Consider the following 17,721-nt stretch of genomic DNA (forward strand, 5'->3'; position numbering starts at 1 on the left):
ACACCCGCAAACCGGCCTGTGGATAACTCTGTGGAGAGAATGCGGGAAACGCCGCGACGGTTGTGCAGAAGTCCTGTGGAAAACGCCCGGGGATACGTGGAAACTTCGCAATTAATAGCCTCCTGATCGGGGTTTTTAGTTTCCCCAGCCTGTGGATGGCGATCGTAGTTGAAGTCTCACTTGAAGGTTTGTTCATCTGGGGACTCACTTGTGTAAAACGACCGCCTTGTCAAGTCGGCCCGAGCGCTCCGGCGAGTCCGCCTCAGCGAAAGCTCATGATGAACTCAGGGGAAACCTAGACACGACGGATCGACAGGAGTATGTTTCTACGCCAAGCAGTACCCGAAGGCACGGGTTGTCCCGTGCCAACGATGACGACGCTCTCGGGGGAGGTGATCGCTCGTCATGGAACAGCACCGCCGCGCTCCGCGCTGGGTGCCGATTCTCGGCACCGGCCTCGGCCTCGCCTTCGCTTGGACGGCGCTCTCTCTCGCGTTCGCGCCCACGACCTACGCCGCCGATGACGAGAGCAGCCCACTCCAGGGCATCGTCTCAGCCGTCACCGATCCCGTCGATCGGGCGGTGGACGACATCGTCGCGCCCGTGCTCGACACGGTCGTCCAGCCCGTCGCGCGCGTCGCGGAACCCGTCGTGCAGGCCGTCACACCCGTCGTCTCGTCGGCGCCGCCCGTCGTCGCCCCGGTCGTCGAACCCGTCGTTCGCGATGTGGTCGAGCCCGTCGTGCAGAACGTCGTCGCCCCGGCAGTTCAACCGGTCGCCGACGTCATCGAGCCGGTCGCGAGCACGGTCGCCCCCGTCGTGGAGAAGGTGTCGGATGTCGCTGCGCCCGTCACCGAGGCGGTCGCGCCCGCCGTGGCTCCCGTGGTCGCCTCGCTGTCGCCGCTGACCGAGACCGTCGGCGCCCCACTGGCTCCTGTGCTCGGCATGGTCGAAGGTGCTCTGGCGCCCGTCACGTCGGCACTCACTCCCGTGACCGACGCCCTGATGCCGGTCACCGACGCACTGTCGCCCGCCATCATCCCGATCACGGATGCCGTCCTGCCCGGCGGTCACCAGCCGATGATTCCGCTGATTCCCGGCAACGACCTCGAGCCCGGAGTCGCGACCGGTTCGCCCATGAACGCGGTCGCCACGGCTGCGGACGGCATCCTCGAGGCTGCGGCGACGCCGACCTCAGGGGGCGATCGGTCGGGCATTCTCGCGACGCTCGTGGCGTCGGCGCACGCGCTCGCGCCCGCATCCGAGGCCGTCGGGGCCGCCATTGGCGCCGCGCCGTCCGTCGGCGAGCAGGTACTCGCGCTCGACATCCCGATGTCCGGCGGACTTCCCGTCAACGTTCCCGGCTCGGCTTCCGCCGGCGCGGCGGGTGCCGCAGGCGGTGTCACCGCAGCCCTCTTCGCGTTCGGAGCGACGGCCGTTCTGCTGCCCCGCCTTCGCGGACGCCTCACGGACTCGACGGGCCCGATCTCGCCCGTCTACCCCACTGACGTCTCTCCTGACTGACGAGCGGTCGGCCGCATCAACGCGGCACGACCCCCGGCGCTTCGCGCCATTCATTCGTCAGTCTCAAGGAGAGAACAATCATGAACACCATCGTCTCGCGTGCCGTCTGGGGCACGCTCCTCGCCGGGGGGATCACGATCCTCGGCGCATCGGTCGCCCACGCGGCCGACACCTCGGGAGAGGACGGGCTGCTCTCGGGCACCCAGGGCCTCATCTCCGTCGACGTGCCGATCACGGTCAGCGGCACCTCCCTCGCCGTCCTCGGTGACGCTGACAGCTCGGCCTCGGGGGCGAGCGCACCGCAGTCGGCACCGGCCCCCAGCGGCTCGACGAGCGGCGCGGATGGCGTCGGCTCGGGGTCGCAGGCGCTCATCAGCGTCTCGGTGCCGGTGACGGTCGAGGGCACCTCTGTCTCCGTCATCGGCGACAGCACGTCATCGGCGGACAGCGGCAGCGGGTCGACCGAACCGGCTCCCGCACCCGCGCAGCCCGCCCCGGCACCGACTGCCGAAACGGACGGGGCGGACGGCGTCGCGTCCGGCACCCAGGTCGTCGCCCCGGTGAACGCGCCGATCGACCTCAGCGGCACCGCCGTCTCGGTCATCGGCGACGCCACCACCGACACCACCACCAGCGGCACGACCGGCGGCACCACGGGCACGGGAACCACGGGCACCTCGCCCGAGGCAACCACCGACGGCACCGACGGGATCCTCGGCGGCACCCAGGTACTCGCCCCCATCACCGCACCGATCGACCTCAGCGGCACCGCCGTCTCGGTCATCGGCGATGCCACCACCGACACCACCACCGGTGGTGCGACCGGCGGCAACGGCGGCACCACGGGCACCACGCCCGCGGCGACCACCAACGGCACCGACGGGATCCTCGGCGGCACCCAGGTACTCGCCCCCATCACCGCACCGATCGACCTGACCGGCACCGCCGTCTCCGTCATCGGCGACGCCACCACCGACACCACCACCAGCGGCGCGACCGGCGGCAACGGCGGCACCACGGGCACCACGCCCGCGGCAACCACCAACGGCACCGACGGGATCCTCGGCGGCACCCAGGTACTCGCTCCCATCACCGCACCGATCGACCTGACCGGCACCGCCGTCTCCGTCATCGGCGACGCCACCACCGACACCACCACCAGTGGCGCGACCGGCGGCACCACGGGCACCACGCCCGAGGCAACCACCAACGGCACCGACGGGGTCCTCGGCGGCACCCAGGTACTCGCCCCCATCACCGCACCGATCGACCTCAGCGGCACCGCCGTCTCGGTCATCGGCGATGCCACCACCGACACCACCACCAGCGGCAACGGCGGTGCGGGTTCCACGCCGGGCGCATCGACCAGCGGCTCGGACGGCATCCTCGGCGGCACCCAGCTGGCGCTTCCGATCACGGCGCCGATCTCACTGACCGGAACCGCGATCTCGGTGATCGGCGACTCGACGACCGAGGTCGTCACCCCGGCCGGCCCGGGCACCGACCCCGGAACTGACCCGGGAACCGACCCCGGCACCGACCCGGGCACCGACCCCGGCACCGACCCCGGCACCGACCCGGGCACGACGCCCGGCACGGATGGCACCGACGGAACCCCCGCGGTCTCGACGACGTCGAGCATGAACGGCACCACCGTGGTCGGCACGTCGGCCTCGGCGGCGTCGGCTCGGCCGCTGGCGCTCGCCAAGACCGGTGGTGAGACCCCGGTGGCACTCGGCCTCGGCGCCCTGGCGCTCACGCTGATGGGGCTCGTCCTCGTCGCGCTGCGCCGTCGCTCCACCGTCTGACACACCGCCAGCTCGGACACAGCGGATGCCGCGGGCCCACAGCCTGCGGCATCCGCTCCGGCCTGCCCTCGGGGCGGACTGTCGCGCTCACGGCGCCGCGCCGCGATGCAAGGGATCGTCACCGACACGCGGGGCCACGGCATCCCTCACCGGGGTGTCGGACCAGAACCATTGCATCCGCGCGCGCCGGGTCGTCCGGGCCGTTCGGGTCGTCCGGCTCCCGGTGGTGCAGCGGGCCGGGATGCAACGGATCGACACCGACACCCCGGCTCACGCCATCCGTTGGCGGGGTGTCGCATCTGAAACCTTGCACCCGCGCACGCGCGGCGACACCCACCCGGAAACGACGGATGCCGCGAACCCGAAGGTCCGCGGCATCCGTACGGGTGCGCCAGGTATTACTTGGCGGCGACCACCTGCAGGGTGATCACAGCGGTGAGGTCGTCACGCAGGCGAATGGTCGCCTCGTGCTCGCCCACGGCCTTGATCGGCGAGGTGATGTGGATCTTGCGCTTGTCGAGGTCGCCCAGACCAGCAGCCTTGACGGCGTCTGCCACGTCGGCGGGCTTGACCGCACCGAACAGACGGCCTTCAGCGCCGGCCTTGACCGCCAGCTTGACCTTGTTCGACTCGAGGTTGTTCTTGAGGGCCACGGCCTCTTCGTGGTCGTGGATCGCGCGGGCTTCGCGGGCGGCGCGGATGGACGCCACCTGCTTCTCGCCACCGCGGGTCCAGGCCACGGCGTAGCCCTGGGGGACGAGGTAGTTACGGGCGTACCCGTTCTTGACCTCGATGACGTCACCGGCGCTTCCGAGCCCGGCGACCTCGTTCGTGAGAATCAGCTTTGCCATGTCGGTGCTCCTTACCGGCCAGCGCCGGCGTAAGGCAGGAGCGCCATTTCGCGCGCGTTCTTGATCGCCTTGGCGATCAGACGCTGCTCCTGCACCGAGACACCGGTGATACGACGGGCGCGGATCTTCCCACGCTCCGAGATGAACTTGCGGAGCGTCGAAACGTCCTTGTAGTCGATGACGCCGACGCGGATCGCCTTCGCGGGGGCCGCGTTCTTCGCGCCCTTCCGCGGCTTGCGGCGGTCGCCGGTTGCCTTTCCAGCCATTGTTTTTCCTTACGAGAGTGATGATCGGATGCCGCTGCACGCAGCACCCGGAATCCGATTCAGAACGGGGTGTCGTCGCCGTAGGAGGCGCCGCTGGTACCCGGTGCGCTCCACGCGTCGGGAGCCGAAGAACCCGGGGTCGCCCACGGCTCCTCCTGCACCTGCTGCTGGGGGCGCGACTGCTGACCGCCGCCGAAGCTTCCGCCGCCGCCACCACCACCAGAGCCGGATGCCGCGCGCGTGACCTGTGCGGTCGCGTAGCGCAGCGAGGGGCCGATCTCGTCGACCTCCAGCTCGATCGCGGTGCGGTTCTGGCCCTCACGGTCCTGGTAGGAGCGCTGACGCAGGCGGCCGGTCGCGACGACCCGCATGCCCTTGGTCAGCGAACCCGCCACGTGCTCGGCGAAGTCGCGCCACACGGACGCGCGGAGGAACAGCGCTTCGCCGTCCTTCCACTCGTTCGCCTGACGGTCGAAGGTGCGAGGAGTCGAGGCGATCGTGAAGTTCGCCACCGGCAGGCCGTTCTGCGTGTAACGCAGCTCGGGGTCTGCCGTGAGGTTGCCCACGACGGTGATGACGGTCTCGCCGGCCATGAGCCTTAAGCCTTCGCAGCCTTAGCGGGGGCGGCAGCCTTGCGAGCAGCCTTCGCCTCGGAGCGCGCCTTCTCGGCGGCGACCTGTGCGATGGCCTCCTCGGCGCGCAGGACCTTGGTGCGCATGATCGACTCGCTCAGCTTCAGCTGGCGGTCGAGCTCCTGCGTGGTCTCGCTCGTCGCGGTGAAGTTTACGACGGCGTAGATGCCCTCGTTCTTCTTCTGGATCTCGTACGCCAGGCGGCGACGGCCCCAGATGTCGATGTTCTCGATGGTTCCGCCGTCATTCGTGATGACCTTGAGGAACTTGTCAAGGTTGGGAGCAACCTGACGCTCATCGATCTCGGGCTGGAGAATCACCATGAGCTCGTACTGGTACGTGTGCGTCACTGACCCACCTCCTTCGGACTAGAACGGCTCCCGGGCGTTTCCCGGAAGCAGGAGGGTGTGTAGCACGTGCCCGACCGAAGTCGGACAACCACAACAGCTTACCTGATCGCGCGTGATCCCGCGGACCGGTGCCCGATAGCGTGGGTGCATGGAATGGACCGCGGACGTCTCGACCGGCGAGTGGCTGCGCGAACGCATCGACGATCCGTGGCGGGGGACGTTCCACGACGTCGTGCCCCGGGGCTTCGAGGCGTACGCGCGCGTCCTGCATCCGCCATCCGTTCAGTGCCGCACGAACGGCGACCCGCTTCCCCCGTTCGACGAGTGGGTCGAGATGCCGTGGCAGGAGTCGCAGCGGGTCACCGCAGACCTCGTCACCGGTCCCACCACGTGGGCCGAGACCGCCGCCGCGTTCGAGACGACGCTGCATCCGCTGGCGCAGTGGGATTCGATCGTGCGCTCGCCCGAGTTCGGCTCGAACCAGCGCAGCGCGCCGGACGGCCGCTGGTTCGCAGCACCCGGGATGGGTGATCTCGACCCGCACCACCTGGCGGTTCTCGCCCGCGAGCTGATCAGGCACACGTCGACACCGGATGACGTGGCCGCAGGCCTCTGGGAGGGCCGCGGCGGCCTGCTCGGCCACCTGGGCCGGCATCCCTCGCGCGCGTTCTTCCAGATGGGCGACCCGGACGATGCCACCCTGGCCCGCCACAACCGCATGCTCGGCTCGTCGTTCTCGGACCGCTTCAACAACGTCTTCCGCAAGCCCACCTGGCAAGAGGGCATCCTGTCGCGGGAGATTTCCGAGGGGCCGCGGCTGAGGCTGCCGGAGCGCTCGTTCGTCCTGTTCCGCGGCGCTGTCGGGGAGTTCGCCGACGACGACTGGGAGCTGCGGATGCCCTGGCGGGACGCCGCCGCCGAGGCGGCGGGTGCAGCACCGATGGCGCAGAGCCCGAGTCTGCTCTGGCCCGCGGACCGCTCCTGGGCGATGGTCTCGGAAGTCGACTTCGATTCGACGATCGTCGGCGGCTCGCGGGAGCTCGTGAACGCGATCTGCCGCTCACCCCAGCTCGAAGCCCTGCCCCTTCCGGCCGACGCATCCCTGTACTGGGGCGCAGACGAGGTGAATCGATGACCGTGCCGTTCGACCCGCGGCCCCTGCTCGAGCCGGTCTCCCCGGCTACCGCGCGCGCCTTTCGCAAGCACCTGGCCGGCAGCGGCCGGCTTCCCGGCGGTTCGGGCACCGCCGGCGTGATCATCGCGGTCGTCGTCATCGCCTTCGTCGTGCTCGTGTTCGGCGGTGTCCTCTCCGCCATCATCGGCGGTCTGGTGTTCGCGATCGGGACGCAGTCGGGCTCGGGTGCGGTGTTGTCGTTGACGAGCGTCATCCCCCTCGTCATCCTCATCGCGCTCGCGGCGCTCATCCCGTTCTTCATCCGTCGGCAGCGCGCTGCGCAAGCCGCGGTCTGGTACCGACTCGACCGCTTCGCGCGCGCCAACGGCATGAGCTTCGAGCCCCAGCGACCCCAGCCCCCGCTGCCGGGCATGATCTTCTCGCAGGGGTCGGGGCGGATGGCATCCAACCTCGTCCGCGGCGACCAGCCGCGTTTCGTCGAGTTCGCGAACTACCGCTACACGACCGGCTCGGGCAAGAACCAGCAGACGCACACCTGGGGATACGTCGCCGTGCACCTGTCGACTCCCCTACCCCACATCGTGCTCGACGCGCTCGGCAACAACGGACTGTTCGGCTCGAACCTGCCCGTCACGTTCGACCGCGATCAGCACCTGAGCCTCGAGGGCGACTTCGACCGCTACTTCCGTCTCTACTGCCCGCGCGGCTACGAGCGCGACGCGCTGTACCTCTTCACGCCCGACATCATGGCGCGGTTCGTCGACAACGCCGCCGCGCTGGATGTCGAGATCGTCGATGACTGGCTCTTCTTCTACGGCAAGCGCGACTTCTCGACCCTCGACCCGGCGACGTGGTCGTGGCTGTTCGGTGCCGTCGCGGCGATGATCGACAAGTTCGCACAGTGGGAGCGCTGGCGCGACGACCGGCTCGGGACGGCGGCGTCCGGCGCGGGCGTACCCGCGGTACCCGGCTCCCCCGGCCCGGTGACGCCCGGTCCAGCGGAGCCGGGCACGGGCCAGGCGGTCGGAACCGTACCCGCGCTGCCGGTCACCCCGCCGCCGGGACTGCTGCGCCCGCCGCCCGGTGTCGCCGCACCGGGCCAGCGCCTGAAGAAGAGCGTTCCGTGGATGGCGGTGGTCGTCGTGCTGGTGATCGTCACAGTCGGAGCGATCGGACCCGTCATCGCGTTCATCGGCGGACTCTTCGCCGCCATGCGCTGACCTGCCGGCGCCGGTCGGGCCTGCGCGGCTGTCACGACGCTCGGGCGGGCTGATCCCGGTGCGGGGGTTCGCGATTGCCCGTGCCGCCAACAGGCTGAACGGCCCTATCCGCCGTCCGATCGCCCCGCGACTCTCATCCAGCCTGCGTACGGCACGCACGAGGGCCGCCACAGGGCCGCGAGGCGCGCGGCGGTGGCCGTTCCGTTCATGACGAGGCGGACGGGCCCGCCCTACGGTGAGGCCATGACACTCACACTCGGATTCATCGGCATCGTCACGAGCGACATGGCGGCGTCACTCGCCTTCTACCGAGCCCTGGGCGTGCCTATCGATGCGGGCCAGGACGATCGGCCCCACGTCGACGCCACGCTCGACGACGGAACGTCCCTGGCATGGGACACCATCGACACCATCCGCTCGTTCGATACGGCCTACACTCCCGCGTCGGGCGGTCACCGCATCGCGCTCGCCTTCGACAAGGGCACGCCGGCCGAGGTCGACGCGGCGTTCGCGGCGATGGTCGCGTCCGGGTTCACCGGGCACGTGGCGCCGTGGGATGCCGTCTGGGGCCAGCGCTACGCGACGCTGCTCGATCCCGACGGCAACTCGGTCGACCTCTACGCCTCACTCGACGCGAGCTGACGGGCCTCACTCGACGCGAACTGCGACCTGCGACGCGAACTGCGCGGGGCTTCGGCCGACCAAGCGCTGGAACTCGCGGGAGAGGTGCGGCTGGTCGGCGAATCCGGCCGCGGCGGCAGCATCCGCGATCGATGAGCCGGACCGCAGCACCCGTTGTGCGCGGCGAGCCCGCTCCAGACGCACCAGGGCGGCGTAGCCGTAGCCGAACGTCATCAGCATCCGCCGGCGGAACGTGCGTTCCGATATCTGGAGCGACGCGGCAGCATCCCGGGCCGAGACGGCGTCGTACGCCGAGCGGCGAGCGCCGTGGATCCAGCGTGGGCTCTCGTCGCCGAGCGCAGCGATCCGCGACACGGCATCCTTTCGCCCCGACCGATCCGCCGCTCGCAGCATCGTCTCCCGCAGACGGCGCGCGTGACCGGCCGCGGCGAGGTCGTCGAGCGGAACGAGCTGATCGGCGATCGTGGCGAGGTCGATCCGCAGCACGTGGGCGGCGTGACCGGGCGCGAGCCGGACACCGGTCGACCCGTCCGTGCCGTCGGGCGCGGTCTCGAGCCAGCGTGTCGACGGGCCGGCGACGTCGACCCGCCCGTCGCGGAGGATGAGGTCGACGCATCCGTCCGCGGGGATGACGGCACGCCCGGCGCTGTGGGCCGAGCGCCAGAGAGTCGCCGCGCCCGACAACCGCACCTCGGAGTACATGGGCCCAGTCTCGCGCCTCGAGCCGGTCGATGTCCCACTTGAGCCGGGAATCCGCCCTGGATACCCGGCCGAACGGGGACCTCGGCTCAGCCGCGCGCCCTCGCGCCCTCAGACCGGACTGATCACCAACTCGTCGATGCGCACGTGCGGGGGCGCATCGACGACGAAGCGCACCGTGCGGCCGATGTCGGCGGGAGTCAGCATCCGCCGGCGCGCTTCGGCATCGGGTACCTCGGGACGCAGGCTCAGGAAGTCCGTGTCGACGTCGCCCGGGCACAGGTGGCACACCCGGATGCCGGCGGCGGCTTCCTGCGCGTTCAGGGTCTCGCAGACAGCGGCGAGCGCGCGCTTGCTGGCGCTGTACGCGACACCTGCGACGGGCGAGAAGCGCCAGGCCGCGATGGACGACACCACGACGACGCAGGCCGAACCAGAAGACCGCAGGGCGGGTAGGGCTGCATCGATCACCTGGATGACGCCGTGGAGGTTCGTGCCGATGACCTGTTCGACCTCGCCGACGGACTGCGTGGCCCACGTCCGCCGTGGCGAGTTCAGTCCCGCGGCGAGAACGAGTTCGTCGATGCGTCCCCACCGACTGAGAAGTTCGTCGCGAGCCGCCGTCGCCGCCCCCGCGTCAGTGGTGTCGAACGGGAGCACGACGGCCTCTCCGCCCGCGCCCGCCACATCGCGCGCGGTCTGCGCCAGCACGTCCGGACGCCGGCCACTGAGCGCGAGACGTCGATCGGGGGCCAGGGCGAGCGCGGCGGCGCGCCCCATCCCGCTGCCGGCGCCGGTGATCCACGCGACGCGCCGTTCGGCGGCGGTCATGCCCGGGCCGCCATCTCGTATGCGCGTTGCGGGAACTGGGTCGCGAACTTGCCGCCGCTCACATCGAGCAGGGTGCCCGTGACGTAGCGCGAGGCATGGCTCGCGAGGAAGCAGACGGCGTCCGCCACCTCGCGCGGGTCGCCCCAGCGACGGAGGGTGAGGGTGTCGAGCAGCCGACTCTGCTCGTCGTGCGGTTTGTCGGCGAAGCCGTTCATGTCGGTCGGGATCATCCCCGGGGCATACGCGTTCGCGGTGATCCCCCACGGGCCCAGTTCTCCCGCGAGGGTCCTCGTGAACTGGACGACAGCGGCCTTGGATGCCGCATATGCCGCACCGCCGACGCTCGGGATGACGGCGGCGAACGACGCCGCGTTGACGATGCGGCCTCCGCCCTGCCGCTTCATCGCGGGGATGACCGCCTGGCAGGTGCGGAACGTTCCCGTGACGTTGACGTCGAAGACGCGGTTCCAGGTCTCGGCGTCGGCATCCTCGATGAGACCGTCGCCCAGGATGCCGGCGTTGTTCACGAGGACGTCGATGCGGCCGAACCGGCTCAGCACGGCATCCACGGCCTGCCGCACCGAGGCGGTCGAACGCACGTCGCATGCCGAGGAGGCGCCCTCGAGTCCTGCGGCGCGGCGCGCTTCGTCCGCCCAGGCGACCGCGTCCTCGGTCACGTCCGTCGCGACGACGACGGCACGCTCATGTATGAATGTCTCGGCGATGGCTCGGCCGATGCCGCGGCCCGCGCCGGTGACGATGACGACCTTGCCGTCGAGATCCCACTGCATCGTGCTCTCCTTCGATCGGTGACGTGCCTACGCGGCTCTCCTCGATGATGTCGCAGCACGACGGCGCTCCGCAGCGACGAGTGACACGACGATCAGCCCGGGCGCGATCACGATGAGCGGCGGCAGCATCCAGACGACCGTCGCGCTCACACCGACGCCCACCAGCACGAGAGACGTTCCGACCGGGTCGTCGGTCACGACCGCGCGTCCCTCGCGCCACAGGTCGATCCATCGTGCGCCCGGCGTCCAGAGCGCCGCGGTTCGCAGCATCGCGACGGCCACCACGACCGCCAGCCCGCCGCTGATGATCGCGAAGACCGTCCCGCCCGGAAGCGCCCCCTGTGCCGCCCCGACCGCGTTCAGGGCGAGGAGCGCGATGACGACGGCGCAGGCCGCACCGAACCACCAGCCCGAACGCACTGCCTGAAGGCCGCGCAGAGCGAAGAGTCGGATCGAGTCGGGCTCATCGTCGAGGTGAGCACGGAAGTGACGCACCCCCGCGCCGAACGCCGGGGCAAGGGTCACGAGCGGCAGCGACAGCAGCGTCACCCCGATGCCCACCACGAACATCTCGCCGAACCCCGCGACACCCGAGCCGCCGAAGATCGCGCGGCTCTCGGGCGATCCGCCCGGCTTGCGCAGGGAGGTCATCCCTTGAGCCCCTCTGTCGCGACGCCCGCCACCAGGTAGCGCTGGAAAGCGAGGAAGAAGAGGACCACCGGCACCAACGCGAGGATCGCCATCGCCATCTGCGCGCCGTAGTCGCTCGTCGACGTCTGGTCGACGTAGAGGCGCAGGGCCAGCGGCATCGTGTACATCCCCGGGTCCTTCAAGTAGAGCAGCGGACCGAAGAAGTCGTTCCACGACCAGATGAACGCGAAGATCGAGCTCGTGACGAGGGCGGGGCGCATGAGCGGCAGGATGACGGCCGTGAACGTTCGCGCGTGACCGGCACCGTCGATGCGGGCGGCCTCGTCGAGGTCGCGGGGAAGACCGCGGATGAACTGGATCATGAGGAACGCGAAAAAGGCATCGGCCGCGAGGAACTTGCCCAGCAGCAGCGGCCAGTAGGTGTTGATCATGTCGAGCTGGTTGAACACGATGTACTGCGGAATGATCACGACGTGGAACGGCAGGAGCATCGTCGCGATCATGCACAGGAAGAACACCTTGCTGCCGCGGAAGCGAATGCGGGCGAACGCGTACGCCGTGACCGAGCAGGAGAGCACGACTCCGACGACCGAAGCGACGGCGAGCACGAGCGAGTTCACGACGAACGTCCAGAACGAGACCCCGCCGATCCCGGCCAACGCTGTGGCGTAGTTCTCGAGCGAGAAGGTCTCCGGCACGAGACTCACCGATCCGATGATCTCGTTGCCAGGTTTGAACGACGACATCACCATCCAGGCCGCCGGATAGAGGATGACGACGAGCACGGCGATCGCGAGCACGTGGAAGACCACCGCGCTCCCCCGCGTGCGCCAACGCCGCCCTCCCGCGAGATCGCGACCGCGACGCCGCGACGACGGGTCGGTGGTGATGAGCTCCGTCTGGGTGATCGTGTTGGTCATCGTTCGTCCCCCGCATAGTGAACCCACGCCCGGGATGTGCGGAACAGCATGAGCGTGACCAGCCCGACGGCGATCACGAGCACCCAGGCCATCGCCGAGGCGTATCCCATCTGGAAGTCGCGGAAGCCCCGGAGGTAGAGATAGAGCGTGTAGAAGAGCGTCGATCCCGCCGGGCCACCGCTGCCGTTGGAGATGATGTAGGCCGAGTTGAACACCTGGAAGGCGTGAATCGTCTCGAGCAGCAGGTTGAAGAACAGCACCGGCGACAGCATCGGGATCGTGATCGACAGGAAGCGCCGCACCGGGCCTGCGCCGTCGACGGATGCCGCCTCGTACAGCTCCGGGGGTACCTGCTTCAGACCAGCGAGGAAGATGACCATCGGGGCGCCGAACTGCCACACCGTCAGCAGGATGAGCAGCGGGAGCGTGCGCGCCGGATCGCCGACCCATCCGCCCTCCGAAGCCGGCGGTCCCCCGAAGAACGAGCCGATCTGGGCGACGATGCCGTCGTCGATGAACATCGCCTTCCACACGATCGCGATCGAGACGCTCCCGCCGATCAGCGAGGGCAGGTAGAACGCCGACCGGTAGAACCCCTGCCCACGGCGCGGTGCGTTCAGCAGCAGCGCGACCCCGAGCGCCGCAGCGAGCTTCAACGGTGTGCCGACCAGCACATAGATGCCGGTGACTTTCACCGCCTGCAGGAAGTTGGGGTCGGTGAACATACGCGTGTAGTTGTCGATGCCGATGAACTCGGGATCGTTGAACAGGTTGTAGTCCGTGAACGACAGCACCAGCGACGCGATCATCGGGCCGGCGGTGAGGGCGAAGAACCCGATGAGCCATGGGCTCAGGAAGAGATAGCCGGCGCGCGTCTCACGCCGGGCCCGCACGGTCGAGCCCGCACGAACCGGGACGACGGCTGCAGGAGCAGTCATGGGTTGTTCCTTTCTCCTGCGGACCGGCGCCTCGGCCGTGCGGCAGGGTCGTGCGGAGCGGTCAGGAGCCGAGTACCAGCGAGATCTCGGAGAAGAGCTCCTGCGCGAACTGCTTCGTCGTCAGATCGCCGTATCGCAGCTGCTCGTGCAGCTCTCCCCACTTGGCCTCGATGGTGCCGTAGCCCGCGGGCAGGATCGGATAGCTGGCGGTCAGCTCATCGTCGATGGACGCCAGGTAGTCGAGGTTGACGGTGTCGGCCGCGGTCTGGTCGATCGCCTCGCGCCCGGCTTCGGTGGGCGGGGTGCCGAGCGAGGTGCCGAAGATCTCGGCGACCTCGGGAGATGTGGTGAGGAAGTCCACGAACGCGGCGGCAGCCTGCTTCTGGTCGGAGTTCTTCGCCACGCTCAGCAGCATGCTCGGCTTGGGCGCGAGAACGTGCTCGTCCTGGCCCTTCTCGAGCGGCGGCTGCACCATGCCGATGTTCTCGGTACCGGCATCCGTCATGCCCTGCAGCACCGTCGTCGAGAAGTTGAACCAGATCGCGGTCTCGCCGGCGAGGAAGCCACCGCTGGGTGAGAGCGCGACACTGCGCTCTACGGGGTAGAAGTCGCCGTCCTCGCGAAGGTCGGCGGCGCCGTCGAGATATTCGATCACATCGTTCTCGTCGAACGCAGGCGAGCCGTCCTCTTCGAAGACCGGGCTGCCGTCCTGCATGAGGTGGTAGATGAAGTTCGGAAGGCCGCCCGTGTAGTCCTCTGCCCCGTAGATCCGGGGTTCGGATGACGCGCCTGCCGCGTTGACCTCGAGGACGAAGTCGTTGAACTCGTCCCAGGTCATGTCGTCGGTCGGATAGTCGATGCCGAACGAGTCGAGGATGTCCTTGTTGTACATCATCGACCAGGCGTTCGTCCCCAGCGGGACCCCGACGAGTTGGTCGTCGACGGTGCCGGATCCCAGCACCTGGTCGTTGATGCCCTCGAGCGGCAGCAGTGAGTCGCGGTAGGGCGAGAGGTCGGCGAGCAGACCCTTGCTGGCGTATTCGCCGAGATAGCCGGCATCCATCATCACCACGTCGGGAAGCGACTTTCCTGCCGCCTCGGTGTTACGAGCGGTCCAGTAGTCGCCCCAGGCGTTGAAGTTCCGCACGACCTCGACGTTCGGGTACTGCTCGTTGAAGAGCGCCACGACCTCTTCGAAGCGAGCGGCGCGGTCTTCGTTCCCCCACCACGAGAAGCTGATCTTGGCTGCGGTCTCGTCGTCGAAGGTGATGTCCTCGGGAGCGGCGTTCGAACCGCTGCCGGCGCCGCAACCGGCGAGCAGAAGGGCGGCGGCTCCGACGAGAGCGAACGATGCGGGCAGTCTCTTCAACATGTTTTCTCCTCATTGAGCAAGCATGAGCCCGGGTTAGGTGTGGGATGTGGCCGGCCGGACGCCGGCGGACGTTCAGCCGGTCTCGGCTCCTCGGATGAGGGAGCGAATGGTCTGGATGGGCAGCTTGGGCTCGCGCGATTCGGTGAGCAGGCCGTTTCGCTCCTGCATGGTGTCGGTGAGCTGGGTCCAGCACCAACCGGCGAGCCCGTCGGGTCGGCCGCCGGTGCCTCTCGTGCCCGACTGCACCGCGCGGAGGATGTCCGCGACCATCCGGCCGTACTCCTCTGCGCCGCGCGCCTCGGAGTAGCCCCAGGAGTCGTCCGGGCTCGCATCGGCCGCCCACTTCACGCCGCCGAACTCGGTGAGCATGATCGGCTGCCCACTGTCCGTCGTACCCGGCAGACGCACGCGGCGGCCGGCTGGGCCGATGCCCGAGACGAGGCCGTGCAGCACCTGGTCGTCGACGTCGTAACGGCGGGCGAGGACGCCGCCGTCGGCTTCGTAGTCGTGCAGGGTCCACAGGTCGGAGGTGCCGAGCTCCCACCCGTCGTTGGAGATGACGGGCCTGGTGGGGTCGAGCGCTTTGGTCAGGTGGAACAGCGCTTCGGCGAAGGCCCGCTGATCGGCGCGCGAGGCGATGTGCTGCACACCCCAGCTCTCGTTGAGCGGCACCCACGTGATGATGCTGGGGTGCGCCCGGTCGCGAAGCACCGCCTCCGTCCATTCCGCGGTCGTCCGCTGCACGGCCTGTTCGTCGAACGTGTACGTCGCCGCCATCTCGCCCCAGACGAGCAGTCCGAGCCGGTCCGCCCAGTACAGGAAGCGGTCGTCCTCGACCTTCTGGTGCACGCGCACCGAATTGAAGCCGAGCTCGGCGATCAGCTCGGCCTCGCGTCGCAGGGCGTCGGGTGAGGGCGCGGCGAGGTGCGACTCGGGCCAGTACCCCTGGCTGAGAACCGACCGCAGCGTCACGGGCCGGTCGTTCAGCAGCAGGGCGCCCCGGTTCCAGGCCACGCTGCGCAGGCCCAGATAGCTCGCCACGGAGTCGGTTCGTCCGCCGTCGTCGGTCAGGTCGATCCAGGCGTCGAGGAGGGTGGGCCGGTCGGGGCTCCAGAGGAGTCGCTCGTAGTTCTGACCGTTGCGCTGTCCGTCGAGAGGGATCGTCAGCGTCGCTCGCGTGCCACTCGTCCGCATCGTCGCGGCGGCGAGCTCCCGACCCTCGTGCGCGATGCGAACGCTCGCGATCGCGTGTCCGGGCCGGCTGAGCCGGAGTTCGAGGGCCACCGTTCCGTCGGTGAGGTCGCTGGTCCAGTTGAGCCCGGTGATGTGCTGCGGCGCGACGGACTCGAGCCACGCCGATTGCCAGATCCCGGTCGTGCGGTGGTACCAGATCGAGTGGGGCTGCTCTTCCCAGTCCTGCTTCCCCCGAGGCTGCGCGAGGTCGTGCGGGTCGTCCTCGGCGCGCACGACGATGACGTGCTCCCGCGCGTCGCCGTCGAGCGCGTCCGTGATGTCGAGGGCGAACGGGGTGTGCCCACCCTCGTGCTCGCCGACCAGCTGACCGTCGATCCAGACGGCGGCCCGGTAGTCGACGGCACCGAAGCGCAGGATCGCACGCTGGCTCGGCTGATGACCGGCGGCGGCGAGGTCGGCTTCGGACAGAGTCCTGCGGTACCAGACGATCGGGTGGAAGCCCGTCTCGCCGACGCCCGAGGCCGGCGACTCCGGCGGGAACGGAACGAGGATGCTGCTGCGCAGCTCACGGCCGTCGAACCACCGGTCGGCGACACCGCGATCGTCGTCATCGTGAGCGAACCCCCACATCCCGTCGAGAAGAAGGAACGAGTTACGCACGAGCTGCGGGCGCGGCCGCGCCGGTTCCAGCGCGCTCGCACGCGTCGTGTCGGGCTCTCGACCGGCATCCTGCTCCACTGCGATGACTCCCTCTGCCGGCTCCGATGCCGGCCTCGTCGTGGATCCGCCCGAAGCGGATCGGTGGAAACCGCTTTCCGTTCCACGTTGAACTAAACAGTAGTTCCACGCTGAACTAGAGTCAACAGCGACCCTCGGAACCATCTGACAGGAGCCCGTATGACCCGCGTCACACTCGCCGACGTCGCCGCCCGCGTCGGCGTGAGCGCGAAGTCCGTCTCCAACGTCGTCAACGGGACGGGGTGGGTGGGCGACGAGATGCGGCAGCGCATCCTCGCGGCGATCGACGAGCTCGGGTACCGGCCCAACCTCGCCGCACGCCAGCTGCGGAACGGGCGCAGCGGACTGATCGCGCTGGTGCTCCCCGATCTGCGTGAGCCCTACTTCGCCGAGTTCGCGTCCCAGTTCGTATCCACAGCGCAGACTCGCGCGCTCACCGTTCTCATCGCGCAGACGGGCGGCGCCCGACCGGCGGAGCTGGCGATGATGGCCGGGGAGGGCTTCCCCGCGCTCGACGGGATCGTGATGAGTCCGCTCGCCCTCACTCCCGACGATGTGCGCGACCGGCCGAGCGGCCCTCCGCTCGTACTGATCGGCGAGCAGGCGGAGGAGCTCCTGAATCCGTCCGTGCATCACGTCGGCATCGACAACGTCTCGGCGGCGGCAGCGGCCACCACGCACCTCATCGAGCAGGGGCGATGTCGCATCGCCGCGGTAGGCGTGCAGGAAGCCGGCCCCACCGCCACCTCCCGGCTGCGATTCGAAGGGTACCGGCGAGCGCTGACCGCAGCGGGCATCGCCGACGACCCGGCGCTGTACGCCTCGGTCGCCCAGTTCAATCGCGCCGAAGGATCGACCGCCGTCGCACGCCTCATCGCGAGCGGCACCGACTTCGACGCGCTGTTCTGCTTCAGCGACAGCCTCGCCCTCGGCGCGCTGTACACCCTCGGCACCCACGGCGTCTCCGTGCCGGATCGCGTGCAGGTCATGGGCTTCGACGACATCGAGGAGGGGCGCTTCCACATCCCGGGGTTCTCGACCGTCGACCACGGTGTCGAAGAGGCGGCGGCATCCATCCTCGACATCCTGAGCGACCCCGCCCGCCAGACCGGCGTGCACCACCAGGTGCCGTACCGCCTCATCACCCGCTGATCCCGCC

General features: G+C 69.3%; 18 protein-coding genes. 6 read left to right on the forward strand and 12 right to left on the reverse strand.

Features of this window, described 5'->3' with window-relative positions; genetic code table 11:
• Window positions 1-405: 405 nt before the first annotated feature.
• Window positions 406-1,524 carry a hypothetical protein gene (locus QUC20_RS15645; RefSeq protein WP_289330481.1) on the forward strand — a complete coding sequence of 373 codons (1,119 nt, stop codon included), beginning with the start codon at window positions 406-408 and terminating at the stop codon, window positions 1,522-1,524.
• 80 nt (window positions 1,525-1,604) lie between these two features.
• On the forward strand, window positions 1,605-3,332 hold the full coding sequence (locus QUC20_RS15650; protein ID WP_289330482.1) for a chaplin family protein: 1,728 nt from the start codon (window positions 1,605-1,607) through the stop codon (window positions 3,330-3,332).
• Window positions 3,333-3,730: 398 nt separating this feature from the next.
• Here QUC20_RS15650 and rplI read toward each other — a convergent pair whose 3' ends face one another.
• Genes rplI through rpsF form a run of 4 tightly spaced genes read right to left on the reverse strand, consistent with a single transcriptional unit; the run spans window position 3,731 to window position 5,404 of the window.
• Window positions 3,731-4,183: a 50S ribosomal protein L9 gene (rplI, locus tag QUC20_RS15655; RefSeq protein ID WP_120263966.1), complete on the reverse strand. Its 453-nt coding sequence runs from the start codon at window positions 4,181-4,183 to the stop codon at window positions 3,731-3,733.
• Between the two features lie 11 nt (window positions 4,184-4,194).
• Complete coding sequence (gene rpsR / locus QUC20_RS15660) at window positions 4,195-4,449, reverse strand: 30S ribosomal protein S18 (protein ID WP_023953545.1); 255 nt, start codon at window positions 4,447-4,449, stop codon at window positions 4,195-4,197.
• A 59-nt stretch (window positions 4,450-4,508) separates the two neighbouring features.
• Window positions 4,509-5,042: a single-stranded DNA-binding protein gene (locus QUC20_RS15665; protein WP_120263965.1), complete on the reverse strand. Its 534-nt coding sequence runs from the start codon at window positions 5,040-5,042 to the stop codon at window positions 4,509-4,511.
• Between the two features lie 5 nt (window positions 5,043-5,047).
• On the reverse strand, window positions 5,048-5,404 hold the full coding sequence (rpsF, locus tag QUC20_RS15670) for a 30S ribosomal protein S6 (protein ID WP_036305492.1): 357 nt from the start codon (window positions 5,402-5,404) through the stop codon (window positions 5,048-5,050).
• Window positions 5,405-5,579: 175 nt separating this feature from the next.
• Between rpsF and QUC20_RS15675 the strand changes: the two genes are divergently transcribed.
• The 3 genes from QUC20_RS15675 to QUC20_RS15685 all read left to right on the forward strand — a co-directional run bounded on the left by QUC20_RS15675 (window position 5,580) and on the right by QUC20_RS15685 (window position 8,428).
• On the forward strand, window positions 5,580-6,566 hold the full coding sequence (locus tag QUC20_RS15675) for a hypothetical protein (protein WP_289330483.1): 987 nt from the start codon (window positions 5,580-5,582) through the stop codon (window positions 6,564-6,566).
• Entirely contained in the window at window positions 6,563-7,786 is a 1,224-nt protein-coding gene (locus QUC20_RS15680; RefSeq protein ID WP_289330484.1) for a hypothetical protein, read from the forward strand. Before QUC20_RS15675 ends, QUC20_RS15680 begins: the two co-directional genes overlap by 4 nt.
• Before the next feature lie 243 nt (window positions 7,787-8,029).
• Window positions 8,030-8,428: a VOC family protein gene (locus QUC20_RS15685; RefSeq protein WP_289330485.1), complete on the forward strand. Its 399-nt coding sequence runs from the start codon at window positions 8,030-8,032 to the stop codon at window positions 8,426-8,428.
• A gap of 6 nt (window positions 8,429-8,434) precedes the next feature.
• Here QUC20_RS15685 and QUC20_RS15690 read toward each other — a convergent pair whose 3' ends face one another.
• The 8 genes from QUC20_RS15690 to QUC20_RS15725 all read right to left on the reverse strand — a co-directional run bounded on the left by QUC20_RS15690 (window position 8,435) and on the right by QUC20_RS15725 (window position 16,562).
• The gene (locus tag QUC20_RS15690; protein ID WP_289330486.1) at window positions 8,435-9,130 is read right to left on the reverse strand and encodes a helix-turn-helix domain-containing protein; all 696 of its coding nucleotides are present in this window, start codon (window positions 9,128-9,130) and stop codon (window positions 8,435-8,437) included.
• A gap of 108 nt (window positions 9,131-9,238) precedes the next feature.
• The gene (locus tag QUC20_RS15695) at window positions 9,239-9,958 is read right to left on the reverse strand and encodes an SDR family oxidoreductase (RefSeq protein ID WP_289330487.1); all 720 of its coding nucleotides are present in this window, start codon (window positions 9,956-9,958) and stop codon (window positions 9,239-9,241) included.
• Window positions 9,955-10,749, reverse strand: a complete 795-nt coding sequence (locus QUC20_RS15700; RefSeq protein ID WP_289330488.1) for an SDR family NAD(P)-dependent oxidoreductase — start codon at window positions 10,747-10,749, stop codon at window positions 9,955-9,957. The genes QUC20_RS15695 and QUC20_RS15700 overlap by 4 nt, the downstream gene beginning before the upstream one ends.
• Window positions 10,750-10,776: 27 nt before the next feature.
• Window positions 10,777-11,400 carry a hypothetical protein gene (locus QUC20_RS15705; protein WP_289330489.1) on the reverse strand — a complete coding sequence of 208 codons (624 nt, stop codon included), beginning with the start codon at window positions 11,398-11,400 and terminating at the stop codon, window positions 10,777-10,779.
• A complete protein-coding gene (locus tag QUC20_RS15710; RefSeq protein ID WP_289330490.1) occupies window positions 11,397-12,320 on the reverse strand; it encodes a carbohydrate ABC transporter permease in 924 nt (307 codons plus the stop codon). Before QUC20_RS15710 ends, QUC20_RS15705 begins: the two co-directional genes overlap by 4 nt.
• On the reverse strand, window positions 12,317-13,258 hold the full coding sequence (locus QUC20_RS15715; protein ID WP_120263956.1) for a carbohydrate ABC transporter permease: 942 nt from the start codon (window positions 13,256-13,258) through the stop codon (window positions 12,317-12,319). The genes QUC20_RS15710 and QUC20_RS15715 overlap by 4 nt, the downstream gene beginning before the upstream one ends.
• 61 nt (window positions 13,259-13,319) lie before the next feature.
• Window positions 13,320-14,630: an ABC transporter substrate-binding protein gene (locus QUC20_RS15720; protein ID WP_289330491.1), complete on the reverse strand. Its 1,311-nt coding sequence runs from the start codon at window positions 14,628-14,630 to the stop codon at window positions 13,320-13,322.
• 72 nt (window positions 14,631-14,702) lie between these two features.
• Window positions 14,703-16,562 carry a glycoside hydrolase family 2 protein gene (locus QUC20_RS15725; protein ID WP_289330492.1) on the reverse strand — a complete coding sequence of 620 codons (1,860 nt, stop codon included), beginning with the start codon at window positions 16,560-16,562 and terminating at the stop codon, window positions 14,703-14,705.
• A gap of 159 nt (window positions 16,563-16,721) precedes the next feature.
• On the opposite strand from QUC20_RS15725, the gene QUC20_RS15730 reads away from it, so the two are divergent.
• Window positions 16,722-17,714, forward strand: a complete 993-nt coding sequence (locus QUC20_RS15730) for a LacI family DNA-binding transcriptional regulator (protein ID WP_120263953.1) — start codon at window positions 16,722-16,724, stop codon at window positions 17,712-17,714.
• Window positions 17,715-17,721: the final 7 nt, after the last annotated feature.

Origin of the sequence: Microbacterium arborescens (assembly GCF_030369635.1) — a bacterium.
Lineage (GTDB): Bacteria > Actinomycetota > Actinomycetes > Actinomycetales > Microbacteriaceae > Microbacterium.